At 72.9% G+C, this 18,216-nt stretch carries 14 protein-coding genes; 11 read left to right on the forward strand and 3 right to left on the reverse strand.

From position 1 onward, the window contains the following. Positions 1 to 40: 40 nt before the first annotated feature. The 6 genes from OG408_RS12160 to OG408_RS12185 all read left to right on the forward strand — a co-directional run bounded on the left by OG408_RS12160 (position 41) and on the right by OG408_RS12185 (position 6,463). Positions 41 to 1,303 (forward strand): prenyltransferase/squalene oxidase repeat-containing protein, encoded by a 1,263-nt coding sequence (locus OG408_RS12160; RefSeq protein WP_326669812.1) that lies wholly within the window; start codon positions 41 to 43, stop codon positions 1,301 to 1,303. Further along, positions 1,300 to 2,004, forward strand: coding sequence for an SCO2322 family protein (locus OG408_RS12165; protein ID WP_442806024.1), 705 nt, complete (start codon positions 1,300 to 1,302; stop codon positions 2,002 to 2,004). The genes OG408_RS12160 and OG408_RS12165 overlap by 4 nt, the downstream gene beginning before the upstream one ends. After that, positions 2,001 to 3,191: an energy-coupling factor transporter transmembrane component T gene (locus OG408_RS12170; protein WP_285565253.1), complete on the forward strand. Its 1,191-nt coding sequence runs from the start codon at positions 2,001 to 2,003 to the stop codon at positions 3,189 to 3,191. The genes OG408_RS12165 and OG408_RS12170 overlap by 4 nt, the downstream gene beginning before the upstream one ends. Next, the gene (locus OG408_RS12175; protein ID WP_326669815.1) at positions 3,188 to 4,909 is read left to right on the forward strand and encodes an ABC transporter ATP-binding protein; all 1,722 of its coding nucleotides are present in this window, start codon (positions 3,188 to 3,190) and stop codon (positions 4,907 to 4,909) included. The genes OG408_RS12170 and OG408_RS12175 overlap by 4 nt, the downstream gene beginning before the upstream one ends. After that, positions 4,906 to 5,733 (forward strand): ECF transporter S component, encoded by an 828-nt coding sequence (locus OG408_RS12180; RefSeq protein WP_326669816.1) that lies wholly within the window; start codon positions 4,906 to 4,908, stop codon positions 5,731 to 5,733. The genes OG408_RS12175 and OG408_RS12180 overlap by 4 nt, the downstream gene beginning before the upstream one ends. A 304-nt stretch (positions 5,734 to 6,037) precedes the next feature. Further along, a complete protein-coding gene (locus OG408_RS12185; protein WP_266778254.1) occupies positions 6,038 to 6,463 on the forward strand; it encodes a transglycosylase SLT domain-containing protein in 426 nt (141 codons plus the stop codon). A 75-nt stretch (positions 6,464 to 6,538) separates the two neighbouring features. Here OG408_RS12185 and OG408_RS12190 read toward each other — a convergent pair whose 3' ends face one another. Next, positions 6,539 to 6,934, reverse strand: coding sequence for a hypothetical protein (locus OG408_RS12190; RefSeq protein WP_326669818.1), 396 nt, complete (start codon positions 6,932 to 6,934; stop codon positions 6,539 to 6,541). A gap of 168 nt (positions 6,935 to 7,102) precedes the next feature. On the opposite strand from OG408_RS12190, the gene OG408_RS12195 reads away from it, so the two are divergent. After that, complete coding sequence (locus OG408_RS12195; RefSeq protein WP_326669819.1) at positions 7,103 to 10,216, forward strand: alpha-N-acetylglucosaminidase; 3,114 nt, start codon at positions 7,103 to 7,105, stop codon at positions 10,214 to 10,216. Positions 10,217 to 10,266: 50 nt separating this feature from the next. Here the strand turns inward: OG408_RS12195 and OG408_RS12200 are convergent, their stop codons facing one another. Next, positions 10,267 to 11,436: a steroid 3-ketoacyl-CoA thiolase gene (locus OG408_RS12200; RefSeq protein ID WP_266778261.1), complete on the reverse strand. Its 1,170-nt coding sequence runs from the start codon at positions 11,434 to 11,436 to the stop codon at positions 10,267 to 10,269. Between the two features lie 317 nt (positions 11,437 to 11,753). Between OG408_RS12200 and OG408_RS12205 the strand changes: the two genes are divergently transcribed. Further along, the gene (locus OG408_RS12205; RefSeq protein WP_266778263.1) at positions 11,754 to 13,001 is read left to right on the forward strand and encodes a cytochrome P450; all 1,248 of its coding nucleotides are present in this window, start codon (positions 11,754 to 11,756) and stop codon (positions 12,999 to 13,001) included. A gap of 58 nt (positions 13,002 to 13,059) precedes the next feature. Next, a complete protein-coding gene (locus OG408_RS12210) occupies positions 13,060 to 14,022 on the forward strand; it encodes an AEC family transporter (protein WP_285565258.1) in 963 nt (320 codons plus the stop codon). A gap of 125 nt (positions 14,023 to 14,147) precedes the next feature. Here OG408_RS12210 and OG408_RS12215 read toward each other — a convergent pair whose 3' ends face one another. Next, positions 14,148 to 16,256, reverse strand: a complete 2,109-nt coding sequence (locus tag OG408_RS12215; protein ID WP_326669822.1) for a bifunctional glycosyltransferase 87/phosphatase PAP2 family protein — start codon at positions 16,254 to 16,256, stop codon at positions 14,148 to 14,150. A 260-nt stretch (positions 16,257 to 16,516) separates the two neighbouring features. Here OG408_RS12215 and OG408_RS12220 point away from each other — a divergent pair, with 260 nt between their 5' ends. Together OG408_RS12220 and OG408_RS12225 are read left to right on the forward strand one after the other, a co-directional pair. Then, positions 16,517 to 17,596, forward strand: a complete 1,080-nt coding sequence (locus tag OG408_RS12220; RefSeq protein ID WP_266778266.1) for a DUF2330 domain-containing protein — start codon at positions 16,517 to 16,519, stop codon at positions 17,594 to 17,596. A gap of 129 nt (positions 17,597 to 17,725) precedes the next feature. After that, entirely contained in the window at positions 17,726 to 18,211 is a 486-nt protein-coding gene (locus tag OG408_RS12225; RefSeq protein WP_266778267.1) for a GNAT family N-acetyltransferase, read from the forward strand. Positions 18,212 to 18,216: the final 5 nt, after the last annotated feature.

Genomic DNA, 18,216 nt, shown 5'->3' on the forward strand with positions numbered 1-18,216 from the left:
GTGCCTGTGCCCGGTTCCCCCAGGAGAGGCCCCGCCCGCCATGACCGTACGCCGCAGCGCAGCCGCGCTCGCCGCCACCGCCACCGTGCTCTGTGCGGCCGCAGCCCCGGCCGCAGTCGCCGCGCCGTCCCCCTCCCCCTCGCCGTCCGTGGCCCTGCCCTCGGGGCTGTACGGCACGAAGGACCCGACGTACGACGGGGTCTGGCGGCAGTCGCTGGCCTTCGCCTCGCAGCGCGCCGTGGGCGTCACGCCCGCCGCCAAGGCCGTCGACTGGCTGATCGGGCAGCAGTGCGACAGCGGGGCGTTCCCCGCGTACCGTCCGGACCCGTCCGTGGCCTGCGACGACAAGACCATGATCGACACCAATGCGACCGCGGCCGCCGTACAGGCGCTGCACGAGGTCCGCGGGCACGAGGACCTCGTGCACAACGGGGTGTCCTGGCTGAAGTCCGTACAGAACAAGGACGGCGGCTGGGGTTACACCGCCGGCGGCCCGAGCGACGCGAACTCCACCTCGATCGTGATCGGCGCCCTCGCCCGGGCCGGGGAGAAGCTCGGCGATGTGACGACGGACGGCGGCAAGACGCCGTACGACGCCCTGCTCACCTTCGCCATCCCCTGCGGCGGCAAGGACGGCGGCGCGTTCGCCTACCAGCCCGACAAGGCAGGCAAGCTCGTCGCCAACGGTGACGCCACCGCGGCCGCGGTCCTCGGCTCGCTCGGCAAGGGGCTCGTCGTCGGGAACAACGCCGCCGTCAAGGACCCCACCTGCACCAAGGGCGCCGTGGCCAAGCCCGAGCAGGCCGCCCAGAACGGTGCCTACTACCTCGCCGGCGCCCTCGCCGAGTCCGGTCACCTCGACTCCCCGCCGATGCCCGGCGCCGAGGACAGCGCCCCGCAGCCCGACTTCGGCAACACCGCCGACGCGGTCGTCGCGCTGTCCGCCTCCGGCCACAAGGACAAGGCCGCCGCCTCCGTGAAGTGGCTGGAGAAGAACTCCGCTGCCTGGGCGAAGGAGAACGGCCCCGCCGCGTACGCGCAGCTCGTCATGGCCGCCCACGCCACCGGCACCGACGTCCACGACTTCGGCGGCGCCGACCTCGTCGCCCAGCTGAACGCGACCGGGCCCGAGCCCGCCGCGGTCAAGAAGCCGACGGCGTCCGAGACCAAGGAGGAGGAGAAGAAGGACAGCGGCGACGGGGACGGGATCGGCGGTGTCTGGTGGTTCGTCGGGATCGGCCTCGCCGTCGGCGCCGGCGCCGGGTTCCTGATCAGCGGCCGCCGCAAGAACCAGCAGCTGTGAGCGCCACCCGGCAGCCCCCGCGGCGCGCCGGACGTGCCGCCGCGCCGCTGGTGGTCCTGCTCCTGGGCGCCTTCCTGGCCGTGCTCGGTGCGGGCACGGCCCAGGCAGCGGGCTACCGCTACTGGTCGTTCTGGGAGGGCTCCGGCACCGGGTGGGCCTACGCCACCCAGGGGCCGTCGCTGGTGCGTCCGGACGACGGTTCGGTGCAGGGCTTCCGGTTCTCCGTGAGCGCGGACTCGCAGGACGCGTCGAAGCCGCGCCGCGCCCCCGACTTCGCGAAGATCTGCGCGGACACCCCGGCCAAGGACGGCACCAAGCGGGTCGCGCTCGTCATCGACCCCGGTACGGCCGCCGACGCCCCGGACGGGGAGACTCCGCCCGCGCGGCGGAGCGTGTGCGCGCAGGTCCCCGAGGACGCGAGCAGTGCGGACGCCCTCGCCTCGGTGGCCAAGCCGCTGCGCTACGGCAGTGACGCGCTGCTCTGCGCGATCTCCGGCTACCCGGCCTCCGGCTGCGGTGAGCAGGTGTCCGGGAACGGGGACGGGGCCAGTACCGGGGGCAGTAGCAAGAAGGCCTCTGCTCCCGCCGGCGACAGCGGGTCCGACGGCGGCGGGCCGTCCGCCGGGGTTCTCGTCGGGATCGGCGCCGTCCTGCTCCTCGGCATCGCCGCAGTCGCGCAGGCCCGCCGCCGCCGCGGATGACCGGGCGGACGGCGGCCGGCGGCACGGGCGCCGCGGCCGGCCCGTTCCGGGCCTGGCGCGCGCCCGTCGCCACCCGGAGCAACGCGCTGCCCGCCGGGGCCTGGTGGCTGTGGGCCCTCGGGCTCGCCACCGCCGCATCCCGGACCACCAACCCGCTGCTGCTCGGCCTGCTGGTCGGCGTGGCCGGGTACGTCGTGGCCGCGCGGCGCACCGACGCTCCGTGGGCCCGTTCTTACGGGGCGTTCATCAAGATCGGGCTGTTCGTCATCGGGGTGCGGCTGCTCTTCTCCGTCTTCCTCGGCTCCCCGATCCCGGGGACGCATGTCGTGTTCACGCTGCCCGAGGTGCCGCTGCCGGAGTGGGCGAAGGGCGTGCGGATCGGCGGTCGGGTGACCGCCGAGCAACTGCTGTTCGCGCTGTACGACGGGGCGAAGCTGGCCGCGCTGCTGATCTGTGTCGGCGCCGCGAACTCGCTGGCCAATCCGGCCCGGCTGCTGAAGTCGCTGCCCGGTGCGCTGTACGAGGCCGGAGTGGCCGTCGTCGTCGCGATGACGTTCGCGCCGAACATGGTCGCCGACGTGGTGCGGCTGCGGACCGCCCGGCGGCTGCGCGGCCGGCCGACCGGCGGGGTGCGGGCCGTGCTCCAGATCGGGCTGCCGGTGCTGGAGGGCGCGCTGGAGCGGTCGGTCGCGGTGGCCGCGTCGATGGACGCGCGCGGTTACGGGCGTACCGCCCACGTGCCGGCCGCCGTCCGGCACACCACGAACGTCCTCACGCTCGGCGGGCTGCTCGGAGTCTGCGCCGGTACGTACGGGCTGCTCGCCGCGCAGGGTGCGGTGTACGGGCTGCCGCTGCTGGCCGTCGGGCTCGTCGCCGCGATGGCCGGGCTGCGGCTCGGCGGGGCGCGGTCTGTGCGGACCCGCTACCGGCCCGACCGGTGGGGCGCGAGGGCCTGGCTGGTCGCGGGGTCCGGTGCGGCGGTCGCGGTGGCGATGATCTGGGCGGGCAGCGCGGATCCGGCGGCGCTGCACCCCGGTGTCGTACCGCTGACCGCGCCCGTGCTGCCGCTGTGGCCCGCCGCCGCGGTGCTGACCGGACTGCTGCCGGCGGTCGTCGCGCCCGTCCCGCCGTCCCCCACAGGCTCGCCCGCCGCGCCTTCCCCCACAGGCTTCGAGGAGCAGGTGTGATCCGGTTCGACGATGTTTCGGTGCAGTACGAGGGGGTCGGGCACCCGACCCTGTCGGGGGTCGATCTGACCGTTCCGGAGGGTGAGCTGGTGCTCCTCGTCGGGCCTTCGGGGGTCGGCAAGTCGACTCTGCTGGGTGCCGTGTCGGGGCTCGTACCGCACTTCACCGGTGGCCGGCTGACCGGGCGGGTCACCGTCGACGGGCGCGACACCCGCACCCACAAGCCCCGTGAGCTGGCCGATCTGGTCGGCACGGTGGGCCAGGACCCGCTCTCCCACTTCGTGACCGACACGGTCGAGGACGAGCTGGCGTACGGCATGGAGTCGCTGGGCCTCGCCCCGGACGTGATGCGGCGGCGGGTCGAGGAGACCCTCGATCTCCTGGGCCTCGCCACGCTGCGCGACCGGCCGATCGCCACGCTCTCCGGAGGCCAGCAGCAGCGGGTCGCGATCGGTTCCGTCCTGACCCCGCATCCCCGGGTCCTCGTGCTGGACGAGCCGACGTCCGCGCTGGACCCGGCGGCGGCCGAGGAGGTTCTCGCGGTCCTCCAGCGGCTCGTCCACGACCTGGGGACGACGGTCCTGATGGCGGAGCACCGGCTGGAGCGGGTGGTGCAGTACGCGGACCAGGTCGTCCTGCTGCCGTCCCGGGGCGCCGCCCCGGTGATGGGGGCGCCCGCCGATGTGATGGCGCTCTCGCCGGTGCATCCACCGGTGGTGGCGCTGGGGCGGACGGCCGGCTGGGATCCGCTGCCGTTGTCGGTCCGCGACGCCCGGCGCCGGGCCGAGGGGATGCGGGAGCGGCTGGCGGGCGTGACGCCCGGACCGGTCGGCGGCAGCGGCGAAGCCCGGCGGCTTCCCCCGCAGGTGCCCGCTCCGCACCCCGCGCCGCGGCGGTCCGCCCTGGCCCGGCTGTTCGCCCGCGCCCCGCAGCAGGAGGCCCCCGGGCCGGACGCCGACGCCACCACCCGCGTGGAGCGTCTCGCGGTGCGGCGCGGCCGTGTCGAGGCGCTGCGCCGGGTGACCCTGACCGTCGCCCCGGGCGAGACCGTCGCCCTGATGGGGCGCAACGGCGCGGGCAAGTCCACCCTGCTCGGCGCCCTCGTCGGCATGGTCGAGCCCACCTCCGGCACCGTCCTCGTCGGCGGCCGCACCCCGCACCGCACCCCGCCGCACGAGATGGTGCGCCGCGTCGGGCTCGTACCGCAGGAGCCGCGCGATCTGCTGTACGCGGACACCGTCGCCGCCGAGTGCGCGGCGGCCGACGCCGACGCGGGCGCCGCGCCGGGCAGCTGCCGGGCCCTGGTCTCGGAGCTGCTGCCGGGTGTGGCGGACGCCACGCACCCCCGGGATCTGTCCGAGGGCCAGCGGCTCGCGCTGGCGCTCGCGCTCGTGCTGACCGCCCGGCCCCCGCTGCTGCTCCTGGACGAGCCGACCCGCGGTCTGGACTACGCGGCGAAGGCCCGGCTCGTCGCGGTGCTGCGCACGCTGGCGGCCGAGGGCCATGCGATCGTGCTGGCCACCCATGACGTGGAGCTGGCCGCCGAGCTGGCCCACCGGGTGGTGATCCTCGCCGACGGAGAGGTGGTGGCGGACGGTCCGACGCCGGAGGTCGTGGTGTCGTCCCCCGCGTTCGCCCCGCAGATCGCCAAGATCCTCGCCCCGCAGGAGTGGCTCACCGTGTCCCAGGTCCGGGCGGCGCTGGACGGTGACGCATGACCGGCACGAAGGTCCGGGGCGCGCGGCCGGTGCGGCTCGGGCCGCGGGCCGTCGCCGCGCTGGTGCTGATCAGCGCGATCGGGGTGGCCGCCTTCGGCTGGCCGCTGCTGGCCGGCCCGGACTCCGGGCTCGCGCATTCGCAGGACGCGCCGTGGCTGTTCGCCGCGCTGCTGCCGCTGCTGGTCGGGGTGGTGGTCGCGATGATCGCGGACGCCGGGCTCGACGCGAAGGCGGTGGCGATGCTGGGGGTGCTGGCCGCGGTCGGTGCCGCGCTGCGGCCGCTGGGGGCGGGCACGGCGGGGCTTGAGCCGATGTTCTTCCTGATGGTGCTGAGCGGGCGGGTGCTGGGGCCGGGCTTCGGCTTCGTGCTCGGCTCGGTGACGATGTTCGCCTCCGCGCTGCTGACCGGCGGAGTGGGTCCGTGGATGCCGTTCCAGATGCTGTCCATGGGCTGGTTCGCCATGGGCGCCGGGATGCTGCCGGGGCCGGACCGGCTGCGCGGGCGCGCCGAGCTGCTGATGCTCGCCGCGTACGGAGCGGTGGCGTCGTTCGCGTACGGGACGGTCATGAATCTGTACGGGTGGACGATCGTGCCGGGGCTCGGCTCGGGCATCTCCTTCCATCCCGGTGACGCGCTGGCCGACAACCTGGTGCGGTTCCTGGCGTACTGCACGGCCACCTCGCTGGGCTGGGACCTGGGGCGTGCCGTGCTCACCGTCGTCCTGACACTCACCGTCGGAACCGCGCTGCTGAAGGCGCTGCGCCGGGCCACCCGCCGCGCGGCCTTCGAGGCCCAGGTCACATTCGGGGTCCCGGAGGAGTGAGGGCACCCACAGGACCTTGGTCCTGTACGAAGCGGGTTAGGAGGCGCGAGGAGCGTCCACTGGACCCCGTTGCGCACCCTCCGACCTGCTATGACGCGGTTTGGGGCGGTTCGGGACCTTCGGCCCGGGGTGCGAGGCGGGGTCGTACCGGGGGTCGTTGCGGTCGTTGAACGGCGCGGCTAACCATGGAGATGTCGCCGAGCACCGCAGCGTCCACCGGAACGGACAGCGGTCAACGCGCAACGGTCCACGCAGGATTCGGACCGGAGCACGCGACTCCCCCGTACCCGACGTTAGGTTCCCTGTGTCGTTCGCCCGTAACATCCTCGCCCGTCGCAAGTCCGCCGTCGCCGGTGCAGCAGTGCTGCTGGGTGCCTCCGGTGTGGCTCTGGGCGTCTCCCCGGCCATGGCGGCCACCACCGCCGCGCCGACGTCCGCTGCCGCGAGTGCGCAGGACACGGCGAAGTCGATGATCGGTGACGACGCGCAGTTCCAGTGCTTCAGCAACATCGTCAGCCACGAGAGCGGCTGGAACCCGAGCGCGACCAACGCCTCCTCCGGCGCCTACGGCCTGGTCCAGGCCCTGCCCGGTTCGAAGATGGCGTCCGCCGGCTCCGACTGGCAGACCAACCCCAGCACCCAGATCAAGTGGGGCATGGACTACATGAACTCCCGCTACGGCAGCCCGTGCGGCGCCTGGTCGTTCTGGCAGGCCAACAACTGGTACTGAGTCCACCCGGACCGCAGCCAGTAGCACCGAGGCCCCCCGACCGCTTCCGCGGCCGGGGGTCCTCGGCGTTTCCCGTCATCCGCGCGCGGCCAGCGCGTCGAACCAGCGCACGATCTGCGGACCGGACTTCAGGTAGGTGCCGTTGTGGTCGGCGGCGCCCTGGTCGGTCACCGGCACCTTCGTGCCGTGCGCCGCCAGATCGGCGGCGCAGGCGCGGGCGTTGGCGATCGGGACGTCGGTGTCGCCCGACGCGGAGTAGAGGCGCACCGGCACGCCCGGCCGCCACGCGCAGTTGCCGTCCTGTGCGCGGACCGCTGCCAGCAGCGCCCCGCTCGGGTGCTGGACCTTCTCGTAGTACGCGTCGGTGAGCAGGTCCTTCAGCGTGCCGGGCAGGGCCGTGAAGATCTCCTCCTCGGTGTGGTGGGTGTCGAAGAGCTCCTCGGCGATGTCCGCGTACGGTGCGCGGAACACCCCCTGGGGCCCGCCACCTCGCCGTTGTCCGCTCCGTGCGCCATCCGGCGGCCTGTCCGAAAGATGTTGGGGGCCCGTTGTCGTGCCTGCGTCCCCCCATTAACGTGCGCACCGCAGAATCCAGTTCACATCTGACGCACCATCCGCGGCCCTGACCAAGGAGTGCTCGTGACGCAGCTGTCGAGACGTACGCTACTGACCTCCGCCGGAGCGGTCGGTGTGACCGCCGCCCTCGGGACGCAGATCCCGGCCGTCGCCGGTCCGGCACGTGAGGCGGGGGGCACCGCGGCCGCGCACGCGGCACTGGAACGGCTGCTGGGCGCGCAGGCCGGGCAGTTCCGGCTCACCCTCCTCGATCCGGCGGACGGCGGCGAGCGATTCCGGATCGGCGGCCGACGGGGCCGCGTCGAGGTCGCCGGGACCAGTCCGGCGGTGCTCCTGACCGGGGTGCACTGGTATCTGAAGTACGTGTGCGACGCGGTGATCTCGTGGGCGGGGAGCCAGCTCGACCTGCCGGCCGTGCTGCCCGCGCCCGCCCGGCCGCTGGAGCGGCGGGCGACGGTCCCGCACCGGTTCACCTTCAACGACACGTATGACGGGTACACCGCCCCGTACGCCGACTGGTCGCGCTGGGAGCGCACCATCGACGTGCTGGCCCTGCACGGCTGCAACGAGGTGTTCCTGACCGTCGGTCAGGAGGCGGTGTACCACCGGGTGATGCAGGAGTTCGGCTACAGCGACGCGGAGACCAGGGCCTGGATCCCGGCACCGACCCATCAGCCGTGGTGGCTGCTGCAGAACATGAGCGGGTACGGGGGGCCGCTCGGCCCGGAGCTCATCGCCCGGCGGGCCGCCCTGGGCCGCCGGGCCGCCGACCGGATGCGCGAGCTCGGCATGGCCCCGGTCCTGCCCGGCTACTTCGGCACGGTCCCGGGCGGCTTCGCCGACCGCAATCCCGGCGCCGCCGTCGTCCCGCAAGGCCAGTGGTCCGGATTCCGGCGCCCCGACTGGCTGGACCCGCGCACCGACACGTTCGCCCGGGTCGCCGAGTCCTTCTACCGGCACCAGCGCGTGCTGTTCGACGACGTGCCCTCGTACAAGATGGACATCCTGCACGAGGGCGGCAGCGCGGGCGGGGTGGACATCCCCGAGGCGGCGCGCGGCATCGAGCGCGCGCTGCAGACCGCCCGGCCCGGTGCCACCTGGGTGATCATGGGCTGGACCGGCAATCCGCGCCGGGAGCTGCTGGACGCGCTCGACAAGACCCATGTGCTGATCGTGGACGGCCGCTCCGAGCTGGACGAGGCCACGGACCGCGAGAAGGAGTGGGGGAACACTCCGTACGCGTTCGGCGCGATCCCGAACTTCGGCGGCCGGACCACGCTCGGCGCGATGGCCCCGGCCTGGACACAGAAGTTCCCGGCCTGGCGCGACAAGGCGGGCAGCACCCTGTCGGGCACCGCCTATCTGCCGGAGTCCACCGACCGCGACCCGGCCGCCTTCGAGCTGTTCACCGAACTGGCCTGGCGCGAGGAGCCCGTCGACCGGGCCGCCTGGTTCACCCGGTACGCGCGATTCCGCTACGGCGGCCGGGACGGGCACGCCGCCGAGGCCTTCGCCGCGCTGCGCGACACCGCCTACGACGTGCAGAGCAGCGACGGCCGTCCGCACGACTCGCTGTTCGCCGCCCGCCCCGACCTCGCCGCGGTCAACGCCACGTACTGGGGCACCACCCAGCTGTCGTTCGACTCGGCCGGTTTCGACCGTGCGTTCGCCGGGCTGCTGCGGATGAAGGAGTCGCTGCGCCGCTCGGAGGCGTACCGCTTCGACCTGACCGACTTCGCCCGCCAGGCGCTCGCCAACCGTTCCCGGCAGCTGCTCCCGCAACTGCACGCCGCCTATGCGCGGGGGGACCGGGCCGCGTTCGCCGTCCTGTCCGGGCTGTGGCTGAAACTGATGCGGCTGAGCGACGAGATGACGGGCGGACACCGGGCGTTCATGCTCGGACCGTGGCTGGACGAGGCGCGGCGCTCCGCCTCGTCGCCCGCCGAGGCGGCCCAGTTGGAACACAGTGCCCGTGCGCTGATCACCACCTGGGCCGACCGTCCGGCGGCCGACGGCGGTCTGCTGGCGAACTACGCCAACCGCGACTGGCAGGGCCTGATCGCCGACTTCCATCTGCCGCAGTGGCAGACCTACCTGGACGAGATGGCGGACGCGCTCGCCCACGACCGGGCGCCCGAGGTCTTCGACTGGTACGCCGTCGAGGAGCCGTGGACGCACGAGCGCAAGACCTACCCGCTGCGGGAGCTGAGCGCACGCGCCGCGCACCGCACCGCCCTCCGGGTGTACGACACGCTCGCCGCCGCCCCCTACCAGGGCACGGTCACCGTCGCGGCCGACCGGGCCGCCGTCCCGCCGGGCGGCTCGGCCGTCGTCGAGGCCGGGTTCCGCAACGTCAACGGCCTGCGCGCGACCGGTCCGGTCCGCTTCCTCCTCGGGCTGCCCGGCCTGGAGTCCGTGGCGCAGGGGCCCGTCGAGCTGCCCGGGGTGGAGGCGGGCGGCAGCGCCCGGGCGAGCTGGCGGATCACCGCCCCGCAGGCCGCGCCGAAGGAGCCGCTGGAGGCGCATCCGTTCGAGCTGCGGACGCGGTACGGGCCGCGCGGGGAGCGGCCGGTCACGGCGGTGGTGCGGGGGCAGGTGTACGTGGCCGGGCCGCTGGAGGCGGACTGGCTGGTCCACAACGCGAACGACGCGTCGTTCGGCCGGCTGGCCGACCGCTTCGCCATCGACGGGGCGGGACGCGATCTGTGGGGGGCCACGGCCGAGTTCGGCGCGGTCTACCGGGCGGCGGCGTTCGGGGAGGGCGGATCGGTGACCGTGCGGGTGGACTCCCAGGAGAACACCGGGAACTGGGCGCGGGCCGGGCTCGTCGTCCGCAACGCGATGCCGGCGAGCGGGTCCCGGGGCTTCCTGAACCTGGCACTGACCCCGGCCAACGGGGTGGTGCTCTCGTACGACGCCAACGGTGACGGCACCCTGGAGAAGCGGGACTCGCTGCCCGGCGTGCAGGGGCCGGTGCTGCTGCGGCTGACCCGGTCCGGCGCCTCGTACACGGGCTCCTGCTCGACGGACGGCGGAGCCTCCTGGCGGGCGATGGCCGCGGTGACGGTGCCGGGTGCGGCGGCCGTCCAGGACGTCGGGTTCTTCATGACGGCGGCGAACGGCGGTTCCGGCCGGCGCGGCCGGGCGGACTTCAGCGGCTGGTCGCTGACGGGCTGAGGCGTGCGTGGCCGGGGTGCGCCCCGGCCACGCGTCCGTCCGTCGGGGGCCTACAGGCGCTGGATGATCGTGCCGGTCGCCAGCGCACCGCCCGCGCACATGGTGATCAGGGCGAACTCCTTGTCCCTGCGCTCCAGTTCGTGCAGCGCGGTGGTGATCAGCCGGGCGCCGGTCGCGCCGACCGGGTGCCCGAGCGCGATCGCACCGCCGTTGACGTTCACCTTCTCCAGGTCCTGGTCGAAGACCTGCGTCCAGCTGAGCACCACGGACGCGAAGGCCTCGTTGATCTCCACGATGTCGATGTCCCTGAGCGACATCCCGGCCTTGCCGAGCACCGCGCGGGTCGCGTCGACGGGGCCGTCGAGGTGGAAGTGCGGGTCGGAGCCGACCAGCGCCTGGGCGACGATCCGGGCCCGCGGCTTGAGCTTGAGCGCGCGGGCCATCCGCTTGGACGCCCACATGATCGCGCAGGCGCCGTCGGATATCTGCGAGGAGTTGCCCGCGGTGTGGACGGCGGTGGGCATCACGGGTTTGAGCCGGGCGAGTCCCTCCATCGTGGTGTCGCGCAGCCCCTCGTCGCGGTCGACCAGCCGCCACATGCCCTGGCCGGCGGCCTGCTCCTCCTCGGTGGTGGGCACCTGGACCGCGTACGTCTCCCGTTTGAAGCGCTCCTCGGCCCAGGCGACGGCCGCCCGCTCCTGCGAGATGAGGCCGAGCGAGTCGACGTTCTCCCGGGTGAGGCCGCGTTTGCGGGCGATGCGCTCGGCGGCCTCGAACTGGTTGGGCAGGTCGACGTTCCACTCGTCGGGCCACGGCTTGCCCGGGCCGTGCTTGGAGCCGCTGCCCAGCGGTACCCGCGACATCGCCTCGACCCCGCAGCTGATGCCGACGTCGATCACCCCGGCCGCGACCATGTTGGCGACCATGTGGGAGGCCTGCTGCGAGGAGCCGCACTGACAGTCCACGGTCGTCGCGGCCGTCTCGTACGGGAGCCCCACGGTGAGCCAGGCGTTGCGTGCCGGGTTCATGGACTGTTCGCCGGCGTGGGTGACGGTGCCGCCGACGATCTGTTCGACGCAGTCGGCGTGGATGCCGGTCCGGCCGAGAAGTTCACGGTAGGTCTCACCCAGCAGATAGGCGGGGTGCAGATTGGCGAGCGCGCCTCCGCGCTTGCCGATGGGGGTGCGTACGGCTTCGACGATGACGGGTTCCGCGGCCATGAGCTCGTCCTCTCCTCGCACTTCCGCAGAGGCGTCCCGGCGCCCGCGGAAGGAACTAGTACGCGTTCTAGTTCTTCCTGCAGTCTTATGAGGCTTACCCCCGGTACGCAAGGGTCTTGCACGCACCTTGCGCGGCCTTCACGGCCAGCACCCGCTTCGAACCTGGCCGGTTCACCGATGCTTCACGCAACAGATCCGGCCATGCCCCTTGTCAGTTGTAGAACTCGTTACTACCTTTCGGGCAACTTCTGATGGGTCGTCAGACACTGCTCGGACGGCTCTCGGACCGACCTGGAGTTCTTGACCTGGAGCTGCCGATGCCCTGCCCCCATCTGCCCGAAGGGTTCGACTTCACCGATCCCGACCTGCTCCAAGCCCGGGTCCCGCACCCGGAGTTCGCCATGATGCGGGAGACCGCGCCGGTCTGGTGGTGCACCCAGCCCACCGGCATCTCCGGCTTCGACGACTCGGGCTACTGGGTCGTCACGCGCCACGCGGACGTCAAGTACGTCTCGACCCACCCCGAACTCTTCTCGTCGAACACCAACACCGCGGTGATCCGCTTCAACGAGACCATCAGCCGGGACCAGATCGACGTCCAGAAGCTGATCATGCTGAACATGGACCCGCCCGAGCACACCCGGGTCCGCCAGATCGTCCAGCGCGGCTTCACCCCCCGGGCCGTCAGGTCCCTGGAGGAGGCGCTGCGCAGCCGGGCGCGGTCGATCGTCGAGACGGCGCTTGCCGCGGCCGACGAGGACGGCTCCTTCGACTTCGTCAACAACATCGCCGTGGAGCTGCCGCTCCAGGCCATCGCCGAGCTGATCGGCGTGCCGCAGGAGGACCGGGCCCGGATCTTCGACTGGTCGAACAAGATGGCCGCGTACGACGATCCGGAGTACGCGATCACCGAGGAGATCGGCGCCGAGGCGGCGATGGAGATCGTCTCCTACTCGATGAACCTCGCGGCGGCCCGCAAGGAGTGCCCGGCCAAGGACATCGTCTCCCAGCTGGTCGCGGCCGAGGGCGAGGGCAACCTCTCCTCCGACGAGTTCGGCTTCTTCGTGATCCTGCTCGCCGTGGCCGGCAACGAGACGACGCGCAACGCCATCAGCCACGGCATGCACGCCTTCCTCACCCACCCCGAGCAGTGGGAGCTCTACAAGCGCGAGCGGCCGGAGACGACCGCCGAGGAGATCGTCCGCTGGGCGACGCCCGTGGTCTCCTTCCAGCGGACCGCCACCCAGGACCTGGAACTGGGCGGGCAGCAGATCAAGAAGGGCGACCGGGTCGGGCTGTTCTACTCCTCGGCCAATAACGACCCCGAGGTGTTCGAGAACCCGGAGCGGTTCGACATCTCCCGCGACCCGAACCCGCACCTCGGCTTCGGCGGCGGCGGTCCGCACTTCTGCCTGGGCAAGTCCCTGGCCGTGATGGAGATCAACCTGATCTTCAACGCGATCGCGGACGTGCTGCCGGACCTGCGGCTGACCGGTGACCCGCGCCGGCTGCGGTCGGCCTGGCTCAACGGCATCAAACAGCTCCAGGTGAGCGCGACCGCCTGAGCCCCGGCCTCGTACCCCTGCCCGCCCCGCGTTCAGGGGTACGAGGATCATGGCGGGCATGCCCGCCCTGCTCTCCGGTTTCACCCCCATCTGGATCCTGACCGGCATCGGTTACGCGGTCGGCCGCAGTGGACTCCTCGGAGCGCAGGCGGAGTCCGTGCTCGGCCGGTTCGTCTTCCATGTCGCCATGCCCGCAGCCCTGTTCACCATGGTGTCCGGGTCGCGGCCGGGCTCGTTCGCCCATCCGTCGATGGTGGCGTTCGCGGCGGGGACGGCGCTGGTGTCCGGGCTGGGATACGCGGTGGGCCGGCGCTTCTTCGGCCGCAAGCGCGCCGACGGGGCGATCAGCAGCATGGCGTCCGGCTACGTCAACTCGGCCAATCTGGGCATCCCGGTGGCGGTGCAGGTGCTCGGGGACGCCTCGTTCGTCGCGCAGGTCATCCTGTTCCAGGTCCTGCTGGTGTCGCCGGTGATCCTGACGCTGCTCGACACCGGCACCCGGGCGAGCGGCGGACCCGGCGGCGGCCGTACCGGCGGCGGGCTGCGGCGGATGCTCACCATGCCGGTCCGCAACCCCGTCATCATGGCCTCGCTGCTCGGGGTGGCCGTCTCCGTGACCGGGCTGCGGCTGCCGGCCGCGGTGACCCATTCCTGCGACGTGCTCGGCGCCGCCGCGGTGCCCACGGCGCTGATCACGCTGGGGCTGTCCCTGCACGGCGGCCCGGCCGGCGGGACCGGGCGGCTCGCGGGCCGGGCGGAGGTCGGTGTCGCGGTCCTGCTCAAGACCCTGGTGCAGCCGCTGGTGGCCTTCGCCGTCGCCGGACCGCTCCTGCACCTGCCCGACCACCAGGTGCTGGCCGTGGTCCTCTGCTCCGCGCTGCCGACCGCGCAGAACGCCTACATCTACGCCCGCGAGTACGGCCTGGACACCGGCCTCGCCCGGAATGCCGTGGTGGCCTCCACGGTCGTGTCGATGGTCACGCTGTCCTGCGCCACCTGGGCCCTGGGCCCGTCCCGCTGACCCGTTCGAGTGGCGGACCCCGTCCGGCGGGCGGATGCTGGGAACGCGACGATCCACATGCCGAAGGGGTGCCGGGCGCTTTCGCTGCCCGGCACCCCTTCGGCGGTCGGCCCGGTCCCGCGTCGTCAGGCCCTCTCGGTGACACGGCCGGCAGGACTCGGTGACGTCGTCCCACCGCCGCCCGGCGGTTCCAGGCCGCCGTCCGCCCGGCCACCCTCGCTGGACCCCACCACGGGCTCCTCCAGCCGGCGCGGGCCCGACAGGGCGTAGGTGAGGCCGAAGCCGAGGGCTACCACCGTCGCGCCGCCCACCGCGTCCAGCACCCAGTGGTTGCCCGTCGCGACGATCGTGGAGAGCGTGAACAGCGGGTGCAGCAGCCCCAGCGCCTTCATCCAGATCCTCGGCGCGAGCATCACGATCACCACACCGCACCACAGGGACCAGCCGAAGTGCAGCGAGGGCATCGCCGCGTACTGGTTGGTCACCCCGGTCAGCGTGCCGTAGTCGGGCTTCGCGAAGTCCTGGACCCCGTGGACGGTGTCGATGAAGCCGAGGCCCGGCATGAGCCGCGGCGGGGCCAGCGGGTAGAGCCAGAAGCCGACCAGGGCCAGCACCGTGGCGAAGCCGATGGAGCTGCGGACCCAGCGGTAGTCCGCGGGGCGGCGCACGTACAGGACACCGAGGATGGCCAGCGGGACGATGAAGTGGAACGTCGAGTAGTAGTAGTCGAAGAAGTCCCGCAGCCAGCCGACCTTGACGACCGAGTGGTTGACCCAGTGCTCGATGTCGATGTGCAGCCACTGCTCGATCGAGTGGATCTGCCGGCCGTGGTGCTCCGCGGTGGCGCGGCCCGCCGTCGCGGCCAGCCGGACATGCTGGTACGCGGAGTAGACGACCCTGATCAGCAGGAGTTCGAGCAGCAGGTTGGGCCGGCTGAGGACGCGCCGCCAGAACGGCAGCAGCGGCACCCTGCTCCAGCGGGCGGCGACCGGGGCCGCGTAGTCGGTGGGGACGGGGTGCTGCCAGTACGGCGAGGTGCGGGGCAGGAACGGGGCGGCGCACGCGGCCCCGAGCGCGGCGATCAGCAGCACGTTGTCGCGGACCGGGAACACCGCCTCGATGTTCGGCAGCAGCATCTTGCCGGGCAGCGTGATGACGAGGATGACGACGGCCGGCCACACCAGCCGGTCGGAGGCCCGCTTGCCGACCCGGCCGACCACGGCGAGGAGCACCCACAGCAGCTGGTGCTGCCAGGCGGTCGGTGACACGGCGACGGAGACGCAGCCGGTCACGGCCACGGCGAGGAGCAGCTGCCCGTCCTGGGCGTACCGGGCGGCCCGGCGCAGGCCGAGGAAGCAGACGGCCGCGGCCAGCACCAGGAAGAGGACGATCTCCAGCGGGCCCGCCAGGCCGAGCCGGAGCAGCGCACCGTGCAGGGACTGGTTGGCGAGGCTGTCCGCGTGGTCGCCGAGGCCGGCGCCCGCGACGTGGTGCACCCAGTACGTCCACGAGTCGTGCGGCATCGCGGCCCAGGCCAGCGCGGTGCAGCCGGCGAACGCGACCCCGCCGGTGACCGCGGCGCGGCGTCTCCCGGTCAGCCAGAGCAGGGCGGCGAAGAGCAGCACGGTCGGCTGGAGCGCGGCGGCGATTCCGATGAGCACGCCGGAGGCCCGTTCACCGCGGACCACGAAGCAGCCGACGAGGACCAGCAGGACCGGCAGGATGCTGGTCTGGCCCAGGTACAGGGCGTTGCGCACCGGCAGCGAGACCATCAGCAGGCTGATGGTGACGGGGGCGGCGAGCAGGGCGGTGCGGCGGCTGACGGGGGCGGGCAGGGCGCGGGCCGCGATGATGCCGAGCGCGGCGACGAGCAGCAGCGAGCCGAAGGTCCAGGCGACGCCGAGGCTCTGTTCGGCCGTACGGGTCAGTGGCTTCAGGACCAGTCCGGCGAAGGGCGTGCCGGTGAACCGGTCGGTGTCGTACAGCGAACCCGTCACATGAAGCACACCGTTCTCACCGATCCAGGTCTCCAGGTCGGTGAGCCGCTCGCCGGGCGGCTGCCTCAGCACCACCGCCATCTGCCGTACGGCCAGTGCGGCCACGACCAGCCAGAGCACGGCACGGGCAGCACCGGTCCTCGCTCCCGTCGCCGCATTTCCGCGCACACTGTGCTCCGCGTTCGCCACGTTGCGCCGATCCTCCCCACGTTCGTTGCCGGATCTCCATCCGGTCATGCTGTGAAACCTTCGCATTGCGCTATGAGGTAGACCCAATCAACCCCCTCTTCGCCTGACTGTCATCCGGCATTTGTCGGAAAGAATGCCCGGCCATGCTGTGTGGCGGACCCGACTGCCGGAACCGGTGGGGCCGTGCTCACGTCTGAGCCCCTGATCGGTGACCACGGGGAGGAACGCGGGACATGCGGTGTGCGGGGCGTGGACAAGAGGTGCGGCACGGGCCGCGCGCGTGGGCGGTTCGGGCGCTTTCCCTGGTCATGGTGGTGTTCTCGCTCCAGCTCGGCTCGTTGATCGCACCGGCGTACGCCTGCGGCTGCGGGGCGATGGTGGTGGACCGGGACGCCCGGGTGTCGGTCGACCGGGAGACGTCCGTCGTCGGCTGGGACGGCACCACCGAGCAGATCGTGATGCAGCTCACCGTGCGCGGGGACGCCCCCGATGCCGCGTGGATCATGCCGGTGCCGCACCGCGCGACGGTCGGGCTGGGCGACGCCTCGGTCTTCTCCGAGCTCCGCGACCTCACCGCTCCGGTGAGCCGGACGCGCCACTACTTCTGGCCGCGCGCGGAGGACTGGCCGTTCGGCGGCGGCAGCTCCGGGGACGGCGCCGCCGCTCCTTCGGCCGCCGCACCGGTCGAGGTGGTGGGCCGGGAGCGGCTCGGTCCCTTCGACGTGGCCCGGCTGGCCGCCACCGACCCCGCGGCGCTGGAGGGCTGGCTGAAGGAGAACGGCTTCGAGCTCCCGGACCGGCTCGCGACGGCCCTGCGCCCGTACGTCGAGCAGAAGTGGGAGTACGTGGCCGTGCGCCTGGCGCCCCGCGAGTCGGGCAGCCGGCTGGCCGGCACGCTCGACCCGCTGCGGCTGCGGTTCGCCAGCGACCGGCTCGTCTATCCGATGCGTCTGTCCCGGCTCGCCACGACACCGCAGTCGCTGGGGCTGTACGTGCTCGCGGCCCACCGCATGGAGCCGCGCGGCACGATCGGCGGGCAGCGGCCCGAGGTGACGTACGCGGGCCGGCTGGACGGCGGCGCGTACGACGCGCTGGACGCGCTGACGGGCGGGAAGCCGGTGTTCGTCACGGCGATCGGCCAGTCGTTCCCGCGGCCGGAGCTGATCGACGGCGACCACGAGCTGCGGGCGGCCGCCGCCGACACCCCGTACCGGACCACGTACTACCGGGACGAACTGCTGACCGTGGGCGGCGTCCCGGCCTGGGTGCTGTCGCTGCTCGGTGCGGTGGCGGTGGCGCTCGCGGCCCTGCTGCTGGTGCTGCGGGCCCGGCGGCGGCGCCCGGTGACACCCCCGCCGCCGGTCTTCGCGCCACCGCCCCTGCGGTGAGGACGGGCGCGCACCTGCTCGTACGTACGCACGCAGGGTGACGCACGGGACCGTCGTACGCACGACACCCCCACGCCCCGCACCCGAATTCGTTTCTCCATACAGGCATGCGCGGGAAACAATGACCCGATGACGTGGACCGTGACTCCCGAGCACTTCGACTCTCCCGACGCCGCCCTGCTGCGAAGGGACTACTACGACGAGGTCGCCAGCCGCTACTGGGGGCGGCCCGCGACGGCGGAGGAGATCGACGAGGGGCTCACCGACGACGGTGCCGAACAGCTCGTCCCGCCGACCGGCGGATTCGTCGTCGGCCGGATCGGGGGCCGCGCGGCGGCCTGCGCCGGTCTACTGGTGAAGGACGCGGACACCGCGGAGCTGACCCGGGTCTACGTACGCCCCGAGGCGCGCGGCACGGGCGGCGGCGGACTGCTGCTCGGAGCCGTCGAGAGCCTGGCGCTGGAGCTCGGCGTACGGCAGATCCGGCTCGACACCCGAAGCGACCTGATCGAGGCGCGCGGACTGTACGCCAAGCACGGCTACGAGGAGGTCCCGGCCTTCCACCGCCGCATGTACGCGGACCACTGGTTCGCGAAGCAGCTCGACCGGCCGTAGCCGTA

It is taken from the genome of Streptomyces sp. NBC_01257 (genome assembly GCF_035917255.1).
GTDB lineage: Bacteria > Actinomycetota > Actinomycetes > Streptomycetales > Streptomycetaceae > Streptomyces.